Origin of the sequence: Clostridium sp. L2-50 (genome assembly GCF_000154245.1) — a bacterium.
In the GTDB taxonomy this organism is placed as follows: domain Bacteria; phylum Bacillota; class Clostridia; order Lachnospirales; family Lachnospiraceae; genus Coprococcus.
The window spans coordinates 248,687-266,282 of the sequence record NZ_DS480316.1 but is presented as its reverse complement, the minus strand read 5'-3'; the positions used below and the strand labels follow the sequence as shown (position 1 = coordinate 266,282).

Below are 17,596 nucleotides of genomic sequence, written 5' to 3'. Positions count from 1 at the left end.
AAAACTACATGGAATTAAAGGATAAGGTAACTTGTATTAAAGGGATAGGAGAAAAAACAGCCGGTAATCTGGCAAAGCTTGGTATCTCTACAGTGAGTGACCTTATCCATTATTATCCAAGAACTTATATTACATATATGGATCCTGTTGACATTCAGGATATACAGGCAGATGAGCGTCAGGCAGTAAGTGTGACGATCAACAGTCGGGTGGAAGTGAAGAAGCTTCGCGGATTCTCGATTGCGACTGCCTATGCCAAAGATTATACCGGGACAATTAAACTGACATGGTTTAATTGTCCTTTTCTGCGTAATTATTTTCATATTGGAGATCGTTATATCTTTGTCGGAGAAGTGAAATATAAGAATGGCATGTATACGATGAGCCAGCCGGAGTACTATACAGTGCCCCAATATCAGGAAATTTTAAAAGAATGGCAGCCTGTATATGGTTGTACGGCGGGTATTACAAGCAAGACGATCCAGAAAGCGGTAAAGGGAACGCTTCCTCTGATTCAGACGCTTTCAGATTATATACCGGAGGACATTCGGGATGAATATGATCTGATGAGGGCAAATGAAGCCGTAACCCATATCCATTTCCCGGATACGGAGGATCACTTAAGAGCTGCGATCAAGCGGGTTGCCTTTGATGAATTTTATGAATTTATAGAGAATATGCATAGTCTGAAAGAACATGATACGGTGAAATACAATCAGGCGAAGATACCATTTACGGAGCAGGTGACAGGGTTTATCGAGAGCCTTCCGTATCGTCTGACTGGGGCACAGATGGATGCGGTTCGAGATATCATGGCAGATATGAATTCAGAGCATGTGATGAACCGTCTTGTACAGGGGGATGTCGGTTCCGGTAAAACGATCGTTGCTGCGATCGCTTTATTTGCCTGTGCGACGCAGGGTTATCAGGGTGTGATCATGGCGCCGACCGAGGTACTTGCAAATCAGCACTTTAAAGAACTGACCGGCTTATTTGAGCCATATGGAATCCATGTTACGCTGTTGACCGGTTCGATGACGGCAAAGGAGAAACGGGAAGCGTATCAGGAGATTGCAGAGCATCGTGCGGATGTGATCGTTGGAACGCATGCGTTGATACAGGACAAGGTGGAATATGATAATCTGGCGCTTGTTGTGACGGATGAGCAGCATCGGTTTGGCGTAAGACAGAGAGAGAAATTATCGTTAAAAGGGGGAACGCCACATGTTCTTGTTATGAGTGCGACACCGATTCCGAGAACCCTTGCGATCATTATGTACGGAGATCTTGATATTTCGGTAATTAATGAACTGCCGGCAGGACGGATTCCGATCAAAAACTGTGTAGTGGATGAGAGCTACCGCCCGAAAGCACAGGCATTTATCCGGGCAGAGGTTAAGAAAGGACATCAGGTCTATGTGGTATGCCCGATGGTGGAGGAAAGCGAAGCCTTAGATGATGTGGCAAATGTAGTTGAGTATTCGGAAGATCTGTCACAGAAGCTTGACAGCAGCATACATGTGGCCTATTTGCATGGCAAGATGACAGGGGATGAGAAGAACCGTATCCTGACGGATTTTTATGAAAAAAAGGTTGATGTACTGGTATCTACAACGGTTATCGAGGTAGGGATCAATAATCCGAATGCCACGGTTATGATGGTAGAAAATGCAGAACGGTTTGGACTGGCAGCTCTGCATCAGCTCCGTGGGCGTGTGGGACGTGGAAATCTGCAGTCTTATTGTATCTTTATCAGTGGAAAGAAAAATAAAGAAGTGATGGAACGATTAAATGTACTTGCAGATTCAAACGATGGCTTTTATATTGCGGGAGAAGATCTGAAACGGAGAGGACCGGGAGATTTCTTTGGTATCAGACAGAGCGGAGATGTACTGTTTAAGATGGGAGATATCTATAAACATGCCGACATGTTAAAGGCAGCATCGGATGTCTATGAGAAGTATGGTGACCGCATACGGACAGAATTTGACCGAAGTGTAGCAGCAAGAAATGAGATGTATGGAAAACCGATATTATAAGGAGATTAGAACGATGAAGATAGCAGAGGTAAAAGAACAGGCAGATAAGATCTGTGAGAATATATCGAGAGTACTGATCGGCAGAGAGAAGGAGATACGTGTGATACTGGCTGCACTTTTTGCGGGAGGTCATGTACTGGTGGAGGACAGACCGGGAACCGGTAAGACACTTTTAGCAAAGACATTTGCCAAAAGCATCGGAGGACAGTTTAAGAGAGTTCAGTTCACACCTGATCTTATGCCATCCGATATTACAGGTTTAAGTATCTATAATCGTAAATCAGAAGATTTTGTATTGGTGAAGGGACCTGTATTTACAAATATCCTGCTTGCAGATGAGATCAATCGTGCAACACCGAGAACACAGTCCAGTCTGCTTGAGGCAATGGAAGAGCAGCAGGTGACGATCGATGGAGAAAGTCATAGGCTTGAAGCACCGTTTTTTGTTATTGCAACAGAGAATCCGATCGAGACGACCGGTACATACCCGCTTCCGGAAGCCCAGCTTGATCGTTTCCTTATAAAGATCTCCATGGGAGATAATTCAAAGGCTACAGAGGTTTCGATCATGGATCGTTTTATGTCTGAGAATCCGTTTGATACACTTCAGACGGTCTGTGATACAGATCATATAAAGACGATGCAGGAAGCGGTCAGAGAAGTTTTTGTTCATCCTTGCGTAAAGGAATATATAGCAGACATGATCCTTGCGACCAGGAATAACAGCCGGATACAGGTTGGTGCAAGCTCCAGAGGCACGGTAGGGCTTCTTCGTCTGTCGCAGGCATATGCTGCTATGGAGGGCAGAACCTTTGTCCGTCCGGATGACGTCCGGTATATGGCACCGTATGTTCTGGCACATCGTGTGATCATGGCAGGACACATGGATGAGAAAAAGGAAAAGGCAGTGATCAGGGAACTGGTCGATCAGATCGCTGTTCCGGTTGAAGATTGGGAGAATTAATATGGAGATACTGATAGCAGTATTGTGTTTTCTGGTGATCTATCTCGGACAGACTGTTATTTACCGCAAATACTGGGATCAGGGGCTTTCTCTTGATCTGGATTTTGATGACAGGTATCTGGAGATTGGCGATAAATCAGGGATAACAGAGACAATTACAAATCGAAAGATGCTGCCTCTTACAACTTTACATGTGAAGTTTTCCACAGCGAGATCCTTACAGTTTCAGGAAAATGAGAATGCGGTTGTTACGGATTTTTATCATAGAAATGATCCGTTTTCGATTATGGGAAACCGGAAGGTAGTCAGAAAGCTTTCATTTACGGCGAAAGAGCGAGGTTTGTTTTTTATCAGTGCTGTAAAGCTGATGGCAAAGGATTTTCTGATGTCGAAGACATTTGCGCTGTCTGTAGAAAATCAGGCATATCTGTATGTTTTCCCTGAAAAACTTTCTAATATACAGCTTGATACGGTCTTAGATGGTATGTTGGGTGATCTGACATCAAGGAGAAGTCTTTTTCCGGATCCGTTTGCTTTTTCCGGCCTGCGGACTTACAGTGTGGGAGACCCGAGAAAGAGCATTAACTGGAAAGCAACAGCCAGATGCGACGACCTGATGGTAAATGTATATGAGCACACGGCAGAACAGAGGGTGAAGATACTTGTCTGCCTGGAGCCGAACACCATGATAAGAGTTCATTATATACAGGAAATGTGTATCAGTATAGCATCCACGGCAGCATCTTACTTTCTGGATAACCGGATTCCTGTCATGATACGGGCAAATGGATATGATCTGTTATCCGGTGAGGTGGAATGGGTGGATTTTGGTTCTTCCGGAGAACATCGATTTACGGTTGATAAATATCTGGCACGGATAACGGAAAATGCCGGAATTGATAGATTTGTTGAAGTCTTGAAGCAGGAAGTGACAGATGTAGACAGTAATACAACATATCTGATCGTATCTGCATACCATAAAAAGGATTTGCTGAATGAACTTGATCATATGGCTGAAAAAGGAAAGAATATTTATATGATAGTTCCATATCTGAATATACAGGGGTGCGATGATATCAGACCTTATCTTCATGGAATGGAGGTAGAGTTAAATGACACATAAGATATATTGGGCGGAGCGAGGATTACGTTATCTTTATGAGGTGGTAGCGGCGGAATTGTTCATGTATACATTCTGCATGATATTTATGAGACAAGATCCGCGGTTTACGGATGCCATTTGGATCGCAGGAATATTTCTGTTGTCCTATCTGATCAGAGATTTTGCACCGAATCATATATTACTTACCATTGGACATCTGGTGCTTGCGGGACTTTTAGTTATCTTGCCGGGCACAGTATGGATCCGAATGGTTACAGGGATTTATGATATCGGGTATCTGCTGCCATGTGCGGTTGCTTATGCAAAGAGAGGCTCCGGACTTACAGATATGAGCGAACCATGGCCATCGATCTTAGCAGGAATTATTATTTATTTTGCAAGTATCGGCATGAAACTGTCTGTTTTGTCGAACCTGTCTTATATTGCAGTTGCATTACTTATGGCTATATATATGATGATCCGGTATATACAGGGGTTGAAACGCTATATCTCACAGACAACAGAAATATCGGAGCAATCCATCCGGGATATCGCAGTTATAAATGGCAGGGTTGTATTATTCCTTGCAGTGCTTGTGTTGTTATTAATGGGAGCCTGTCGTTTCCTTGATCTGTCCGGGTTTGTAAATGTACTTGCGCGTGCATTTGCAAAGGTGGTTCAGACAGTATTTGGTGCGATCATGGTCATATGGGTATTTGTGCTGACGCTGCTTACGAAGGGAGGAACGGCAGCAACCGGTCTCGATTATCAGGATACCTTAAATGAATATTATCAGAACAGTGTAAAGGGATATGATGTATTTACCTTGATATTAAAGGTATTTGTAGTTCTTCTTCTGATATTCTTTCTGGTACGGATATTGTTGCAGGTGATTCGTTTCCTTTTGAAACCGAGAAGCCATGCAGATGATGTGATCGAGCTTATCGCCGAAGAACCGAGGCAATATAAAGAACGTATAACAGATAGACGCATAATGCACAGGTTGACAGCTGAAGAACGGGCAAGAAAAATTTATAAGAAGTCGATCCTGCGATATAAGGATGTGATCACACTTAACAAACGGATGACCTGTGAAGATATCAGGCAGGAGATAACAGAGACGGAGGTTGGAAATGTAGAGGGTATTTCTGTTATATATGAACAGATCCGATATGGAGCCGGAGAAGTGGACAGCCATGTTATACGAGAAATGAAAGCGGCATCAGGACAGAATAAAAGGGTGAATGAAAAAGGCAAATAAAAAGGGAGTAGTGCAAAAATGAACCAGAAGAAAAAGACGATTGTATTATGGGGAGTCATCATAGTACTTGCAGCGGCTGTTGTGGCACTGTCAGTTATACTGGTGACAAAAAGTCGGAAAAATAATTATCCGGACGGACAGAAGAATGCCGGAACAGAAGCTGTGATAGAGGGATCCGGGCAGGATACGGAGCAAAAGGCTGAGGATGGCGCTGATCAAAAGAAAGAAAAGGGTGCATCCGATACTCAGAAGTCGACAGATGACAAGAAGACCTTATATGCAGAAGTAACGGTTGGAAGTACATGGGAAAATAACGGGATGACAGCCGCTACAGAGACGGTCACGATCTATAATAAGACCGATAAAGCTGCAACGGATTGGAGCGTTGATCTGGAATTTTCCGGGAAAGTAACGATCGACCAGCTCTGGAATGGAAAGTATACGGCAGATGGATCGGTGGTTCATGTAACCGCAGAAAGCTATAATGAGGAGATACCGGCTGGTGGCAGCATTGATTTTGGATATAATTTGTCAGCATCGGATGTGAAGCCTGTTCGTTGTACATTGATGATCGCAGGAAAAGAAGTAACAACTGTCACCGGCGATGATCAGCAGAAAAATGATGAGAATGCAGCTCAGACAGATGGGCAGTCCGCTGACAGCGATAAAAAAGATCAGTCCGGCAGCGATAAGGTCACCGACAGCAAAATCGGTAAAAAAGAAGATGATCCGTATAAGGTACATGGAAAACTTGCAGTATCGGGAACGGATCTGGTGGATGCATCCGGCAGTAAATTCCGGTTAAAAGGTGTCAGTACACACGGACTTACCTGGTTTGCTGATTTTGTAAGTAAGGACACCTATCAGTATTTCAAAGATTCCTTTGGTATCAATCTGGTGCGTTTTGCGATGTATACAGATACAGGAGATTCCTATGGATATTGTTCCGGCGGAAATAAATCAGAGATCGAGGAGCTTCTTGGAAAAGGTGTTGATGCAGCAACGGATCTTGGACTGTATGCGATCATTGACTGGCATATTTTAAATGACAATGACCCGAATATGCATATAGATGATGCAAAGGATTTCTTTGATCGGATATCAAAGAAATATGCTTCTTACGGAAATGTGATCTATGAGATCGCAAATGAACCTAATGGGGGAACAACCTGGGATTCCGTAAAGAGCTATGCGGAAACGATCATCCCGATCATACGAAAAAATGCGCCGGATGCTATTATCATTGTCGGAACACCAACTTGGAGTCAGGATGTAGACGTGGCAGCTGCAGATCCGATCACAGATCAGACAAATCTGATGTATGCGGTTCATTTCTATGCCGCAACCCATAAGGATGATCTGAGAAATAAGGTTCAGTCTGCACTTGATTCCGGACTCCCGGTTTTTGTATCGGAGTTTGGCTTGTGTGATGCATCAGGAAACGGTTCGATTGATTATGATCAGTCCGATGCATGGTTTGATCTGATCGATGATAAGAATCTAAGCTATGCGGCATGGAATATTTCAAATAAAGCCGAGACATCGTCATTATTTGATTCCTCCTGTACAAAGAAAAGTGGCTTTACAGATGATGATCTGTCAGACAGCGGAAGGTATATTAAGGAAAAAATTGAGAGTTCCTATTGACAAAAGGGATGAAATATATACAATAAAAAAAGATTTTAACAACCTATGGGAGATCATGATTTATGAGAGTAATAGCGGGAACTGCCAGAAGTCTTCGTTTGGAAACGATCGACACGATGGATACCAGACCGACAACAGACCGGATCAAAGAGACCTTATTTAATATCATATCGAGAGAATTGCCGGATTGTACATTCCTGGATCTGTTCAGTGGAAGCGGGGCGATCGCGATCGAAGCATTGAGTCGTGGAGCAAAGCAGGCAGTCCTTGTAGAACAGAATCGGAAGGCAGTAGACTGCATTAACCGCAATCTGGAATTTACCGGATTAAAAGACAAGGCCAGGGTCATCACAGGAGACTGTGTTGCGGCGATTGACAGTCTGGAACGGTCAGGACTTGTGTTTGATATTATATTTATGGATCCTCCATATGGAAAATTATTAGAAAAACAGGTATTGAACCGTCTTGCGTCTTCAGGTATTGTTGATAAAAACACATGGATCATTGTTGAATCGGATCTGAATACAGAATATGATTATTTAACAGATATAGGATTCGAAATCGATCGTGTGAAGAAGTATAAGACGAATAAACATACATTTATACAGGAGATTTTATAAAATGAGTAGTGCAATTTATCCGGGAAGTTTTGACCCGGTCACATTGGGGCATTTGGATGTGATTAAACGCTCTGCGGAGATGTTTGATGAAGTGATCATCGGCGTTTTGAACAATACTTCAAAAACTCCATTGTTTTCTGTAAAAGAACGTGTTAATATGTTGTCTGAAGTGGTGTCAGATATACCGAATGTTCGTGTTGAGAGCTTTGGGGGACTGCTGATTGATTTTGCCAGACAGAATGGTGTAAAAACGATTATCAGAGGCTTAAGAGCTGTAACAGATTTTGAATATGAATTGCAGATTGCACAGAGTAATCGTAAAGTTGCACCGGAGATTGACACCGTATTTTTGACAACGAGTATTGAATATGCATATCTGAGTTCCAGTATCGTGAAGGAGTATGCAAGATATGGGGTAGATGTTACACAGTTTGTTCCAATAGAAGTTGTCGATCGTATAAAAGAAAAATATAACAGAGCATTTTAGGAGGAAATAAGTCATGGCAAAAAAAGGCATTGAGGAAATGATTTCTGAGATTGAGATTTTTATAGATAATTGTAAGTATCAGCCGTTATCATCCAGTAAGATCGTTGTTCCAAAGGATGATCTGGAACAGATGTTAAATGAACTGAAGTTAAAGCTTCCAAATGAGATTGAGCGTTGCAAAAAGATCATGCGTAATAAAGAAGCTATCCTTGCAGATGCAAGAACAAGAGCAGATTCTATTATCACAGAATCTGTTGCGGAGGCAAATAAGCTGGTAGATCAGAGCCAGATAGTTGAACTTGCAAATATCCGTGCAAATGAGATTTTAGATATGGCAAGAAGTCAGGCTGACCAGATTGTAAACGAAGCAAATGCAGATGCAAATGAGATCCGTCTGGGTTCTATGTATTACACTAAGGATAAGCTTACAGAGGTCAGCAATTATATTAATGCAACATTAGAGGCTGAAAAGGCAAATTACGATAACCTGATTCAGTCCTTACAGTCAAATCTGGATATTGTATTGAATAATACAAATGAGATTAATGGAGATATTGCAAATATGACCGGAGCAGCGCAGCAGGCTGCGGCTCCTGAGGATGATCCACAGGCAGTACCGGAAGAGAAAGTAACTGCAGAAGAGGATCGGAATTATAATGTATATGGTAAGACTGAGTATTCCGATGATGAAGAAGACGATGAAGATGATGATTTTGACGATGACTTTCTGGATGACTAGAGATTGTCGGATTTTAGCTTAAAAGTAACAAGATTATCAGATAACTAAACGTTGCGCAGATACATTTACCAAATGTATAGCATATAAAAGACAGCTTTGTACCTTTTAGGATATGCATGGATTGGCACAGGGAGGATATTCCGCCAAATGATGTAACAGAAAGGATCAAAGCTGTTTTTTGTACATGAGAAAGGGAGAGTGCAGATAATTCCGACAGTCCCTTTGTTATCTCAAGGTAACAGGCGAGAATATGAAGAATCGGTATGCCTCCGGTAAATGCGATTACAAGATCATATAGAACAGAGAAAATGGCAACATAGATTCCTATGATGGTGATAGTTGTTATACTGTTTTCGATAACAGAAGACATATAGTTATCATCCTGTGCCGTTGCATATTCGGACAGAGTGCCTGCAGTTTCAGAGAGATATATTCGGTGATTTGGTTGATCATCAGAAGAGAGATGAGCTGTTTTTTTGATTGGCTTAAAATGTAAAATAGATAACTGCTTTTTGGATAACAGATAGTACAGGATGGCATAGCAGATCTGTGGCAGATAGATGACTGCCAGAACAGTGATGGTATTTATCTGCCCGTTTAGATATCGGTTACAGACATATCCCATCAGAAACATAGGGCTGATGTTGTTGCAGAGGGGCATAATGGCATGGGCGAAATCTTTTGATATAACTTGATTTTTGTAGAGCCTGCCTATAGCGATTGCACCGACCGGGTAGCCGCAGAACAGACCGCATAAGAATAACAGGATCAGACAGCCTGCCCGGTTTGGATGCTCCCAGTCAATCATAGACAGGAAGAAACCTGAGATCAGAAGAAAAGGAAGCAGCAGAGGAACCAGATTGTTATACCACAGTACAAGACCCTCTGCAAAACTTTTGGAAACAAATGAAGAATTCAGACAGAGTGTGATAACAAGCAGGATGAAAGCAGGATATAAGCAGAATGAGCGGATAGATAAGGCAGGATGCTTCATAGGGAAAACTCCGGTTTATTTGTTCATCTGTATTTTATGAAAAAAGAGTAATTACTATGAATTATAAATTTCCTAATTTGCGTATAATATTTACAAACAAAAAACAGATAGATTAACAGGAGAAGCTCAGATAAGGTAAAGCATTTTCAGGTAAAATAGTTGAAAAAGAGAAGAAAACTGAGTATAGTTAAGCTGCTATTACAGGAGGTAGATAAAATGATCAAGGTGTGTTTTGAAAATGTAAAGGCGAAAACTCCGCTGGTGCATAATATCACGAATTATGTAACAGTAAATGATGTTGCAAATGTGCTTCTGGCATGTGGAGGAAGTCCGATCATGGCAGATGATATTGACGATGTGGAAGATATCACCGGTATCTGTGGTGGTTTAAATATTAATATTGGGACCTTAAATAAGAATACGATCCCATCCATGCTTGCTGCCGGCAAAAAGGCAAATGAGCTGGGACATGCCGTGCTGCTTGATCCGGTGGGCGCAGGAGCCAGCAGACTACGTACAGAGACAGCGATGAAGCTTTTAAATGAGATAAAATTTGATGTGATCCGTGGAAATATATCAGAAATCAAGACTCTTGCATTTGGTTCCGGCAGTACAAAAGGCGTAGATGCAGATGTGGCTGATGCAGTTACAGAAGATACTCTCGATCAGGCGGTTGATTTTGTGAAAAAATTTGCGGGAAAACTTGGCTGTATCATCGCTGTTACAGGAGCAATCGATCTGGTAGCAGATGCAGATACCTGTTATGTGATTCGGAACGGAAGACCGGAGATGGGTAAGATCACAGGAACCGGATGCCAGTTGTCCGGTCTTATGACAGCTTATCTGACAGCAAATCCGGATAACAAACTGGAAGCTGCTGCAACTGCCGTTATACTGATGGGAGTTGCCGGAGAAGTCGGATTTGCGAATATGGAGTCTACAGATGGCAATTCAACTTATAGAAACCGCATTATTGACGCAATCTATAATATGGATGCAGATAAGCTTTGCAGTATGGCAAAGTATGAGATCAGATAAGGAGTGAACGAGGCTATGAGTAAGCAGACACATATAAAGCCGGAGGAGCTTTTGCTATATGCAGTAACAGATAGACATTGGTTGAATGGGGCAACTCTGATCAGTCAGGTTGAGGCAGCATTAAAAGGCGGAGCAACCTTTATCCAGCTTCGTGAAAAAAATCTGGATGATAAAGCATTTTATCAGGAAGCTCTTGAGATCCAGAAATTATGCAAAGAATATAAGGTGCCGTTTGTAATCAATGATAATGTGGAGCTTGCAAAGAAGATTGGTGCAGATGGTGTGCATGTCGGACAGTCGGATATGGAAGCCTTAGATGTCAGAAAGGTGCTGGGAGACGATAAGATCATCGGAGTATCCGCACAGACAGTGGAACAGGCAGAACTGGCTGAAAAGCATGGAGCGGATTATCTGGGCGTTGGTGCGGTATTTCCAACCGGATCTAAGAATGATGCAACAGAAGTCAGTTTTGAGATGTTACAGGAAATCTGTGAGCATGTGCATATTCCGGTTATTGCAATCGGCGGCATAACCAGAGATAATGTTGTGGAATTAAGTCAAAGCGGAATTTGTGGTATCGCAGTTATCAGTGCGATCTTTGGTCAGACAGATATTGAGGCAGCTACGGCAGATTTAAAAAAACAGACAAAGAAGATGTTAGGAGAATAAGGATGATAAAAGGTGCGATCTTTGATATAGACGGAACACTGATCGATTCCATGGGAATGTGGGAGCATGCGGCAGAACGATATCTGGCAGAAATGAATATCAAGGCAGAACCACATCTTCAAAAAAAACTGTATACATTTACGATTACAGAATCTGCGGAATACCTAAAAAAGAATTACGGCTTGTCAAAAACGATTCCTGATATCATAGATGGAATCAATGAAACTATTGGAGCATTTTACAGAAATGAAGCAGAACCAAAGCCGGGGATCATAGAGTTCTTATCTGCCTTACAGGAGCGGAAAATTCCAATGACAGTAGCGACTGCGACAGACAGGGTTCATATCGAAGCCGTACTGAAGCATAATCATATGGATCATTTTTTCAAGAAGATCTTTACCTGCTCGGAGGTAGGAATCGGAAAAGAATATCCGGATATCTATATTCAGGCAGCAAAGTATATGCAGACGAACATTGCTGATACATGGGTGTTTGAGGACGCTTATCATGGAGCAAGAACGGCATTTGATGCAGGCTTCAAAGTATGTGGTATCTATGATGCTGCGAGTGCGGAGCATGTAAATGAGTTAAAAAAATACAGTACGCTGTATGTTGACAATACAAAGGAATTATATAATATTTTCTTCCTTTAAAGAAACCGGTATGACACAGAATGGATGAAAATGTACAGCAAACCGATAACTAAAGTATTTTTAAAAGTAAAGGAGACAAAGGGTTGAAGACAGTTCTTACAATAGCCGGAAGCGATTCCGGCGGCGGTGCGGGAATCCAGGCAGATATAAAGACCATTATGGCAAATGGTTGTTATGCCATGAGCGCAATCACCGCATTGACCGCCCAAAATACAATGGGAGTGACCGGGATTCAGGAGACAACGCCTGAGATGCTTGCTTTACAGCTTGACGCCGTATTTACGGATATCCTGCCGGATGCGATTAAGATCGGTATGGTCGCATCCGAGAAGTTGATCCGTGTGATCGCAGATAAGTTAAAAGAATATCAGGCAGAACATGTAGTTGTGGATACCGTTATGGTGTCAACCAGCGGACACCGGCTGATCGACGAGGATGCGATCGGTGCTTTAAAAGAATGTCTGCTTCCGATTGCAGAGGTTATTACTCCGAATATTCCGGAAGCAGAGGTATTGGCCGGAATGACGATCCGTGATGAACAGGATATGGTTTGTGCAGCTGAAAAAATATCAAAAGTCTATGGCTGCGCAGTCCTCTGCAAGGGAGGACACAGTATCAACGATGCAAATGATGTCTTATATTCAGACGGAAAAGTCAACTGGTATTATGGAAAACGAATCGATAATCCGAATACTCATGGAACCGGATGCACACTATCAAGTGCAATCGCATCAAATCTTGCAAAAGGGTATAAGATCGATGAAGCAATAAAGAACGCAAAAGACTATATATCCGGTGCGCTTGCAGATGGCATGGATCTGGGACATGGAAGCGGACCTATGAATCACGGCTTTGATCTGAAAAGCAGATTTGCAGAATCATGAAAAAAGTGGTTGCGAATCTCAAATGACTATGTTATTATGGACAAAGTTGGTGTAAAAGCGCATTTGACACCAGAACACTTGGAATGGAGGTGGCAATATGGTAAAGACAATTATCATGGTCGTATATGTAATTATATGTATAGCATTAACAATTATTGTCCTGTCACAGGAAGGTAAATCAGCCAGTCTGACAAGTTCAATTACCGGCGGTAATTATGATAATTCATACTGGGGCAAGAATAAAGGAAGTTCAAAAGATGCGGTTCTCAGAAAGATCACAACAGTGCTTGGTGTTCTTTTTATAGTAATTGCATTGCTTCTTGATTCTAAGCTGTTCTAGTTCATATACAGAATTTATCAGTGCTTACATATATCCTATATGTAAGCACTTTTTAGATATACGGAGAGGTATTTATGACAGAAGAATTAAAGAATGAAAGAAAAGAGAATATATATACCCTGATCAATGACGATGATTACAGACCATTGAAATTTAAAGAGCTTTGTTATCTGCTTCAGATCGGAGGACGTGATAAGGATGACCTGTTAGAAATCTTAAATGAGCTTGTCGATGAGGGCAGGATTGAGAAAACCTCCAAAGGTAAGTATCAGAAGCTTGGAAAGGGTGTCCTTGTCGGTACATTCATCAGCAATCAGAGAGGATTTGGATTTGTCCGTGTGGAAGGATATAAGGAAGATTTCTTTGTACCACAGAAGTATACGATGGGCGCATTCCATAATGATAAGGTGCTGATCCGTGTTGCATCCGGTAACCGGGGCAGATCAACGGAAGCACATGTAGAACGGATTCTGGAACGAGGCTTAAAGCAGTTGGTCGGAACCTATCAGAAGAACCGGAACTTTGGTTTTGTGATTCCGGATAATGGTAAATTAGACAGTGACATCTTTATACCGGAGAAGAAATCCATGGGAGCAGTAACCGGACATAAGGTTGTTGTGGAGATCACAAATTATGGAGAAAAGTCCAAATCTGCAGAGGGACGTGTTGTTGAGATACTTGGACATATCAATGATCCGGAGACGGATGTATTATCGGTTGTAAGAGATCTTGATATTCCGGTTGATTTTCCGGATGTTGTTATGGCAGAGGTGAAGAATATACCGGATGAGGTAACATCAAAAGAAATGGCAGGAAGAACCGATCTCAGACAGTTGCAGACCGTTACGATCGATGGAGAGGATGCAAAGGATCTGGATGATGCGATCACACTCTATGAGGAAAACGGGTTATATAAGCTTGGCGTTCATATTGCAGATGTTACACATTATGTAAGGGAGAATTCTCCGCTTGATAAAGAAGCATTGAAGCGTGGAACAAGCTGTTATCTGATCGATAAGGTCATACCGATGCTGCCGCATAAGCTGTCAAACGGTATCTGTTCACTGAACGAGGGGAAAGATCGTCTGACGCTTAGCTGCCTGATGGATATAGATGCAAACGGTAAGATCATCAATCATAAGATCTGTGAATCGGTGATCAATGTTGACCGCAGAATGTCATATACAAGTGTATCTGCAATCGTAGAGGATCATGATCCGGCAGAAACAGAAAAATATAAAGAACTGGTTCCTATGTTTGAATTAATGCTTCATGTGTCAGAGTTGTTAAGAACGATCCGACATGAGCGAGGTTCGATTGATTTTGATTTTGATGAGTCTAAGATTACAGTTGATGAAGACGGTCAGGTATCTTATATCGGAGTGTATGAGAGAAGACGTTCGAATCAGATTATTGAAGACTTTATGCTGGCTGCAAATGAGACGATCGCTGAAGACTATTTCTGGCAACAGATTCCATTTGAATATCGTATCCATGAGGCACCGGATACGGAGCGTGTAAAGCAGTTATCCATTCTGATCAGCAAGTTCGGATATTACTTTAAGGCATCCAAAGAGAATATTCATCCGAAGGAGTTCCAGAAGCTGTTATCAAAAATCGAGGGTGAGCCATGTGAGAATCTGATCAGCCGTATGACACTTCGTACGATGCGGCAGGCGAGATATTCGACGGAATGTGAAGGACATTTTGGATTGTCCTGTAAATATTACTGCCATTTTACATCGCCGATCCGAAGATATCCGGATCTTCAGATCCACAGGATCATTAAGGATAATATCCATGGAAGATTGGATGACAGAAGACTTTCGCATTATGATGCGATCCTTCCAAAGGTAAGCGATGATAATTCCAGAAAAGAACGCCGCGCGGAAGAAGCAGAACGTCAGGTCGAGCGTTTAAAGAAAGTGGAATACATGGAGCATCATATCGGAGAAGAATTTGAAGGTATCATATCAGGAGTCATCAACCGTGGTATCTTTGTAGAGCTTCCAAATACTATTGAGGGATTTGTAGATGTGTCGACACTTTATGACGATTTTTATGTGTATTCGCAGGATGAATATGCTATGATCGGAGAATCAACCGGAAAGAAATACTCGATCGGTGATACCGTTAAGGTAAAAGTAAAGCTTGCAGATAAACAGAGCAGACGGATCGAATTTGTGATCCGGTCAGATGCCAAAGAAGGAGATGAAGCAGGACATGGCAAAGGAAAGAGGAAACAAACTCATCGCAAATAACAAAAAGGCATATTTTGATTATTTCATAGAAGAAAAGTACGAGGCAGGGATTGCACTGACCGGAACAGAAGTGAAATCAGTCAGACAGGGACATTGTAGCATCAAAGAATCTTTTATCAGTATCGATAAAGGAGAAATCTACATTTATCGTATGAATATCAGCCCATATGAAAAAGGCAATATATTCAATAAAGACCCACTTCGTACCAGAAAGCTGTTGCTTCATAAGTATGAGATCAATAAACTGATGGGAGCCCAGCAGGTAAAAGGATATACGATCGTTCCATTAAAGGTCTATATCCGTGACGGCCTGGTCAAGATGGAGATCGGGCTGGCAAAGGGTAAGAAATTATACGACAAACGTCAGGACATCGCGAAGAAGGATGTCAAGCGAGAGAATGAGCGTGAGTTCAAGATCCGTAATTTGTAAGATCTGATAAAGAATTTCAGAAATATCCGAGTATGATAAACAGAATTATTCCCGATATTTTGTATGAAGTTTTAAAGATTTTGTGAAATGCTGGAATATTTCATGCAGATGTGATATACTCCAATAAGATTTTTACTGGGAGGTCAGGCAAGTGAGCCAGAGTAAAGTAGATAAAAGAAAATATGAGAAGAAGAACCGCGCAGCGATCATGAAGCGCGAAAAGAGAAAGAAAATCCTTGGATGGTGTATATTTGGCGTGTTAGTCGGATGCATTCTTGCAGCCACACTGGGCGTAAAGATATACAAGGCCATTCCAAAGTATGTAGAGGCTGAGAAGCTCGGTGCATATGTCAGCCAGACATGGGCAGAACAGGGATATGGAAGTATTTTCCCTGCAACTTCATCTGATGCATCAGACGGAGACAGTACGGATGTTGAAGATACTGACAGTGATACTTCTGAAGACACAGCTTCTGAAGCAGATACTACATCTGAAACGACAACTACAGCAGAGACTGATACCACAGAAGCTGCTGAGTAATATATGAAAGCACCTGATAACAGAGCTTTCCTTTATAAACCAGGGGTTGACTGGTTTCGACAGGGGTTTTGCAGTCATGGAAGCCATCCGTGGACTAGGACCACGTTAAAACTTAGACTAAATATAAACGCTAACGATAATTTAGCTTACGCTGCCTAATTAAAGGCAACTGCCAGCTTTAAGGTCCCCCGTACCTTTTAGATCTGGTATCATCCAACGGGAAACTCCGGTGCTTAAGCTTTGCGGTATCGGAAAATTCATGAAGCTACCGATGTATCCAGCCTGTCCGTAGGCGTGGTATTGAGGAAATGTTAAAATACGGAATGTGATGGGAGATGCCGTGATGAATGAGCTTTTGGACGTGGGTTCGAATCCCACCAGCTCCATAGCATGAACTATGGCAAAAAGAATGCAAGGTCATACATCCAAAAAGATGTAGATTTTTCTTGCATTCTTTTTATTTGTATGGTAAACTGAACGAGTTGTGAAAAAAATCGATGGTCCTCTGTACCGGTGTGGTAGTAAGAACATCTAAATATCAAGGAGGTCACACAAAATGAATAGCGATTACATTAAGAATCTTGAAGCTTCTCAGATGAAGGCAGAAGTTGCTGACTTTGCAGTAGGTGATACTGTTAAGGTACACAACAAGATCAAAGAAGGTAACAGAGAGAGAATCCAGATTTTCGAAGGAACTGTTATTAAGAGACAGGGTGGAAGCAACAGAGAGACTTTCACAGTCAGAAAGTTCTCAAATGGTGTTGGCGTAGAAAAGACATGGCCGGTACATTCACCATTTGTTGAGAAGATTGAAGTAGTTAGACATGGTAAAGTAAGACGAGCTAAGATTTACTACTTACGTTCAAGAGTTGGTAAAGCTTCAAAGGTTAAAGAGCTTGTTAAATAATTTTTACAGGTTACATGAAA

At 41.9% G+C, this 17,596-nt stretch carries 18 protein-coding genes and 1 other RNA gene; 18 read left to right on the top strand and 1 reads right to left on the bottom strand.

All coding sequences use genetic code 11. The features are described 5' to 3' along the window. Nucleotides 1-8: 8 nt before the first annotated feature. From recG to CLOL250_RS04420, 8 genes are all read left to right on the top strand, one after another. Nucleotides 9-2,039, top strand: coding sequence for an ATP-dependent DNA helicase RecG (gene recG / locus CLOL250_RS04455; protein WP_008400957.1), 2,031 nt, complete (start codon nucleotides 9-11; stop codon nucleotides 2,037-2,039). Between the two features lie 13 nt (nucleotides 2,040-2,052). Continuing rightward, on the top strand, nucleotides 2,053-3,003 hold the full coding sequence (locus CLOL250_RS04450; RefSeq protein WP_044944989.1) for an AAA family ATPase: 951 nt from the start codon (nucleotides 2,053-2,055) through the stop codon (nucleotides 3,001-3,003). Between the two features lies 1 nt (nucleotide 3,004). Further along, complete coding sequence (locus CLOL250_RS04445) at nucleotides 3,005-4,126, top strand: DUF58 domain-containing protein (RefSeq protein ID WP_008400955.1); 1,122 nt, start codon at nucleotides 3,005-3,007, stop codon at nucleotides 4,124-4,126. Further along, a complete protein-coding gene (locus tag CLOL250_RS04440; protein ID WP_008400953.1) occupies nucleotides 4,116-5,366 on the top strand; it encodes a hypothetical protein in 1,251 nt (416 codons plus the stop codon). Before CLOL250_RS04445 ends, CLOL250_RS04440 begins: the two co-directional genes overlap by 11 nt. Nucleotides 5,367-5,384: 18 nt before the next feature. Continuing rightward, a complete protein-coding gene (locus CLOL250_RS04435; protein WP_008400952.1) occupies nucleotides 5,385-7,013 on the top strand; it encodes a cellulase family glycosylhydrolase in 1,629 nt (542 codons plus the stop codon). A gap of 62 nt (nucleotides 7,014-7,075) precedes the next feature. Beyond that, nucleotides 7,076-7,633 carry a 16S rRNA (guanine(966)-N(2))-methyltransferase RsmD gene (rsmD, locus tag CLOL250_RS04430; protein ID WP_008400951.1) on the top strand — a complete coding sequence of 186 codons (558 nt, stop codon included), beginning with the start codon at nucleotides 7,076-7,078 and terminating at the stop codon, nucleotides 7,631-7,633. Between the two features lies 1 nt (nucleotide 7,634). After that, complete coding sequence (gene coaD, locus CLOL250_RS04425) at nucleotides 7,635-8,120, top strand: pantetheine-phosphate adenylyltransferase (RefSeq protein ID WP_008400949.1); 486 nt, start codon at nucleotides 7,635-7,637, stop codon at nucleotides 8,118-8,120. Between the two features lie 13 nt (nucleotides 8,121-8,133). Then, on the top strand, nucleotides 8,134-8,859 hold the full coding sequence (locus CLOL250_RS04420) for a hypothetical protein (RefSeq protein ID WP_008400947.1): 726 nt from the start codon (nucleotides 8,134-8,136) through the stop codon (nucleotides 8,857-8,859). Nucleotides 8,860-8,872: 13 nt separating this feature from the next. On the opposite strand, the gene CLOL250_RS04415 is transcribed toward CLOL250_RS04420, so the two are convergent. Further along, a complete protein-coding gene (locus CLOL250_RS04415) occupies nucleotides 8,873-9,853 on the bottom strand; it encodes a hypothetical protein (RefSeq protein ID WP_008400946.1) in 981 nt (326 codons plus the stop codon). A 216-nt stretch (nucleotides 9,854-10,069) separates the two neighbouring features. Between CLOL250_RS04415 and thiM the strand changes: the two genes are divergently transcribed. The 10 genes from thiM (at nucleotide 10,070) to rplS (ending at nucleotide 17,576) form a co-directional block, all read left to right on the top strand. Continuing rightward, entirely contained in the window at nucleotides 10,070-10,891 is an 822-nt protein-coding gene (gene thiM / locus CLOL250_RS04410; RefSeq protein WP_044944986.1) for a hydroxyethylthiazole kinase, read from the top strand. Between the two features lie 15 nt (nucleotides 10,892-10,906). Continuing rightward, nucleotides 10,907-11,560, top strand: coding sequence for a thiamine phosphate synthase (gene thiE, locus CLOL250_RS04405; RefSeq protein WP_008400944.1), 654 nt, complete (start codon nucleotides 10,907-10,909; stop codon nucleotides 11,558-11,560). A 2-nt stretch (nucleotides 11,561-11,562) separates the two neighbouring features. Beyond that, the gene (locus CLOL250_RS04400) at nucleotides 11,563-12,213 is read left to right on the top strand and encodes an HAD family hydrolase (RefSeq protein WP_008400942.1); all 651 of its coding nucleotides are present in this window, start codon (nucleotides 11,563-11,565) and stop codon (nucleotides 12,211-12,213) included. Nucleotides 12,214-12,296: 83 nt separating this feature from the next. After that, nucleotides 12,297-13,097 (top strand): bifunctional hydroxymethylpyrimidine kinase/phosphomethylpyrimidine kinase, encoded by an 801-nt coding sequence (gene thiD / locus CLOL250_RS04395; RefSeq protein WP_008400941.1) that lies wholly within the window; start codon nucleotides 12,297-12,299, stop codon nucleotides 13,095-13,097. Between the two features lie 97 nt (nucleotides 13,098-13,194). Continuing rightward, nucleotides 13,195-13,437, top strand: a complete 243-nt coding sequence (gene secG / locus CLOL250_RS04390) for a preprotein translocase subunit SecG (protein ID WP_008400940.1) — start codon at nucleotides 13,195-13,197, stop codon at nucleotides 13,435-13,437. A 74-nt stretch (nucleotides 13,438-13,511) separates the two neighbouring features. Continuing rightward, the gene (gene rnr / locus CLOL250_RS04385; RefSeq protein WP_008400939.1) at nucleotides 13,512-15,698 is read left to right on the top strand and encodes a ribonuclease R; all 2,187 of its coding nucleotides are present in this window, start codon (nucleotides 13,512-13,514) and stop codon (nucleotides 15,696-15,698) included. Next, the gene (gene smpB, locus CLOL250_RS04380; protein WP_008400938.1) at nucleotides 15,661-16,128 is read left to right on the top strand and encodes an SsrA-binding protein SmpB; all 468 of its coding nucleotides are present in this window, start codon (nucleotides 15,661-15,663) and stop codon (nucleotides 16,126-16,128) included. Before rnr ends, smpB begins: the two co-directional genes overlap by 38 nt. A 151-nt stretch (nucleotides 16,129-16,279) precedes the next feature. Continuing rightward, nucleotides 16,280-16,669, top strand: coding sequence for a hypothetical protein (locus CLOL250_RS04375; protein ID WP_008400937.1), 390 nt, complete (start codon nucleotides 16,280-16,282; stop codon nucleotides 16,667-16,669). Nucleotides 16,670-16,711: 42 nt separating this feature from the next. Continuing rightward, nucleotides 16,712-17,058: a transfer-messenger RNA gene (ssrA, locus tag CLOL250_RS13525) on the top strand. Between the two features lie 167 nt (nucleotides 17,059-17,225). Continuing rightward, nucleotides 17,226-17,576: a 50S ribosomal protein L19 gene (gene rplS / locus CLOL250_RS04370; RefSeq protein WP_008400935.1), complete on the top strand. Its 351-nt coding sequence runs from the start codon at nucleotides 17,226-17,228 to the stop codon at nucleotides 17,574-17,576. Nucleotides 17,577-17,596: the final 20 nt, after the last annotated feature.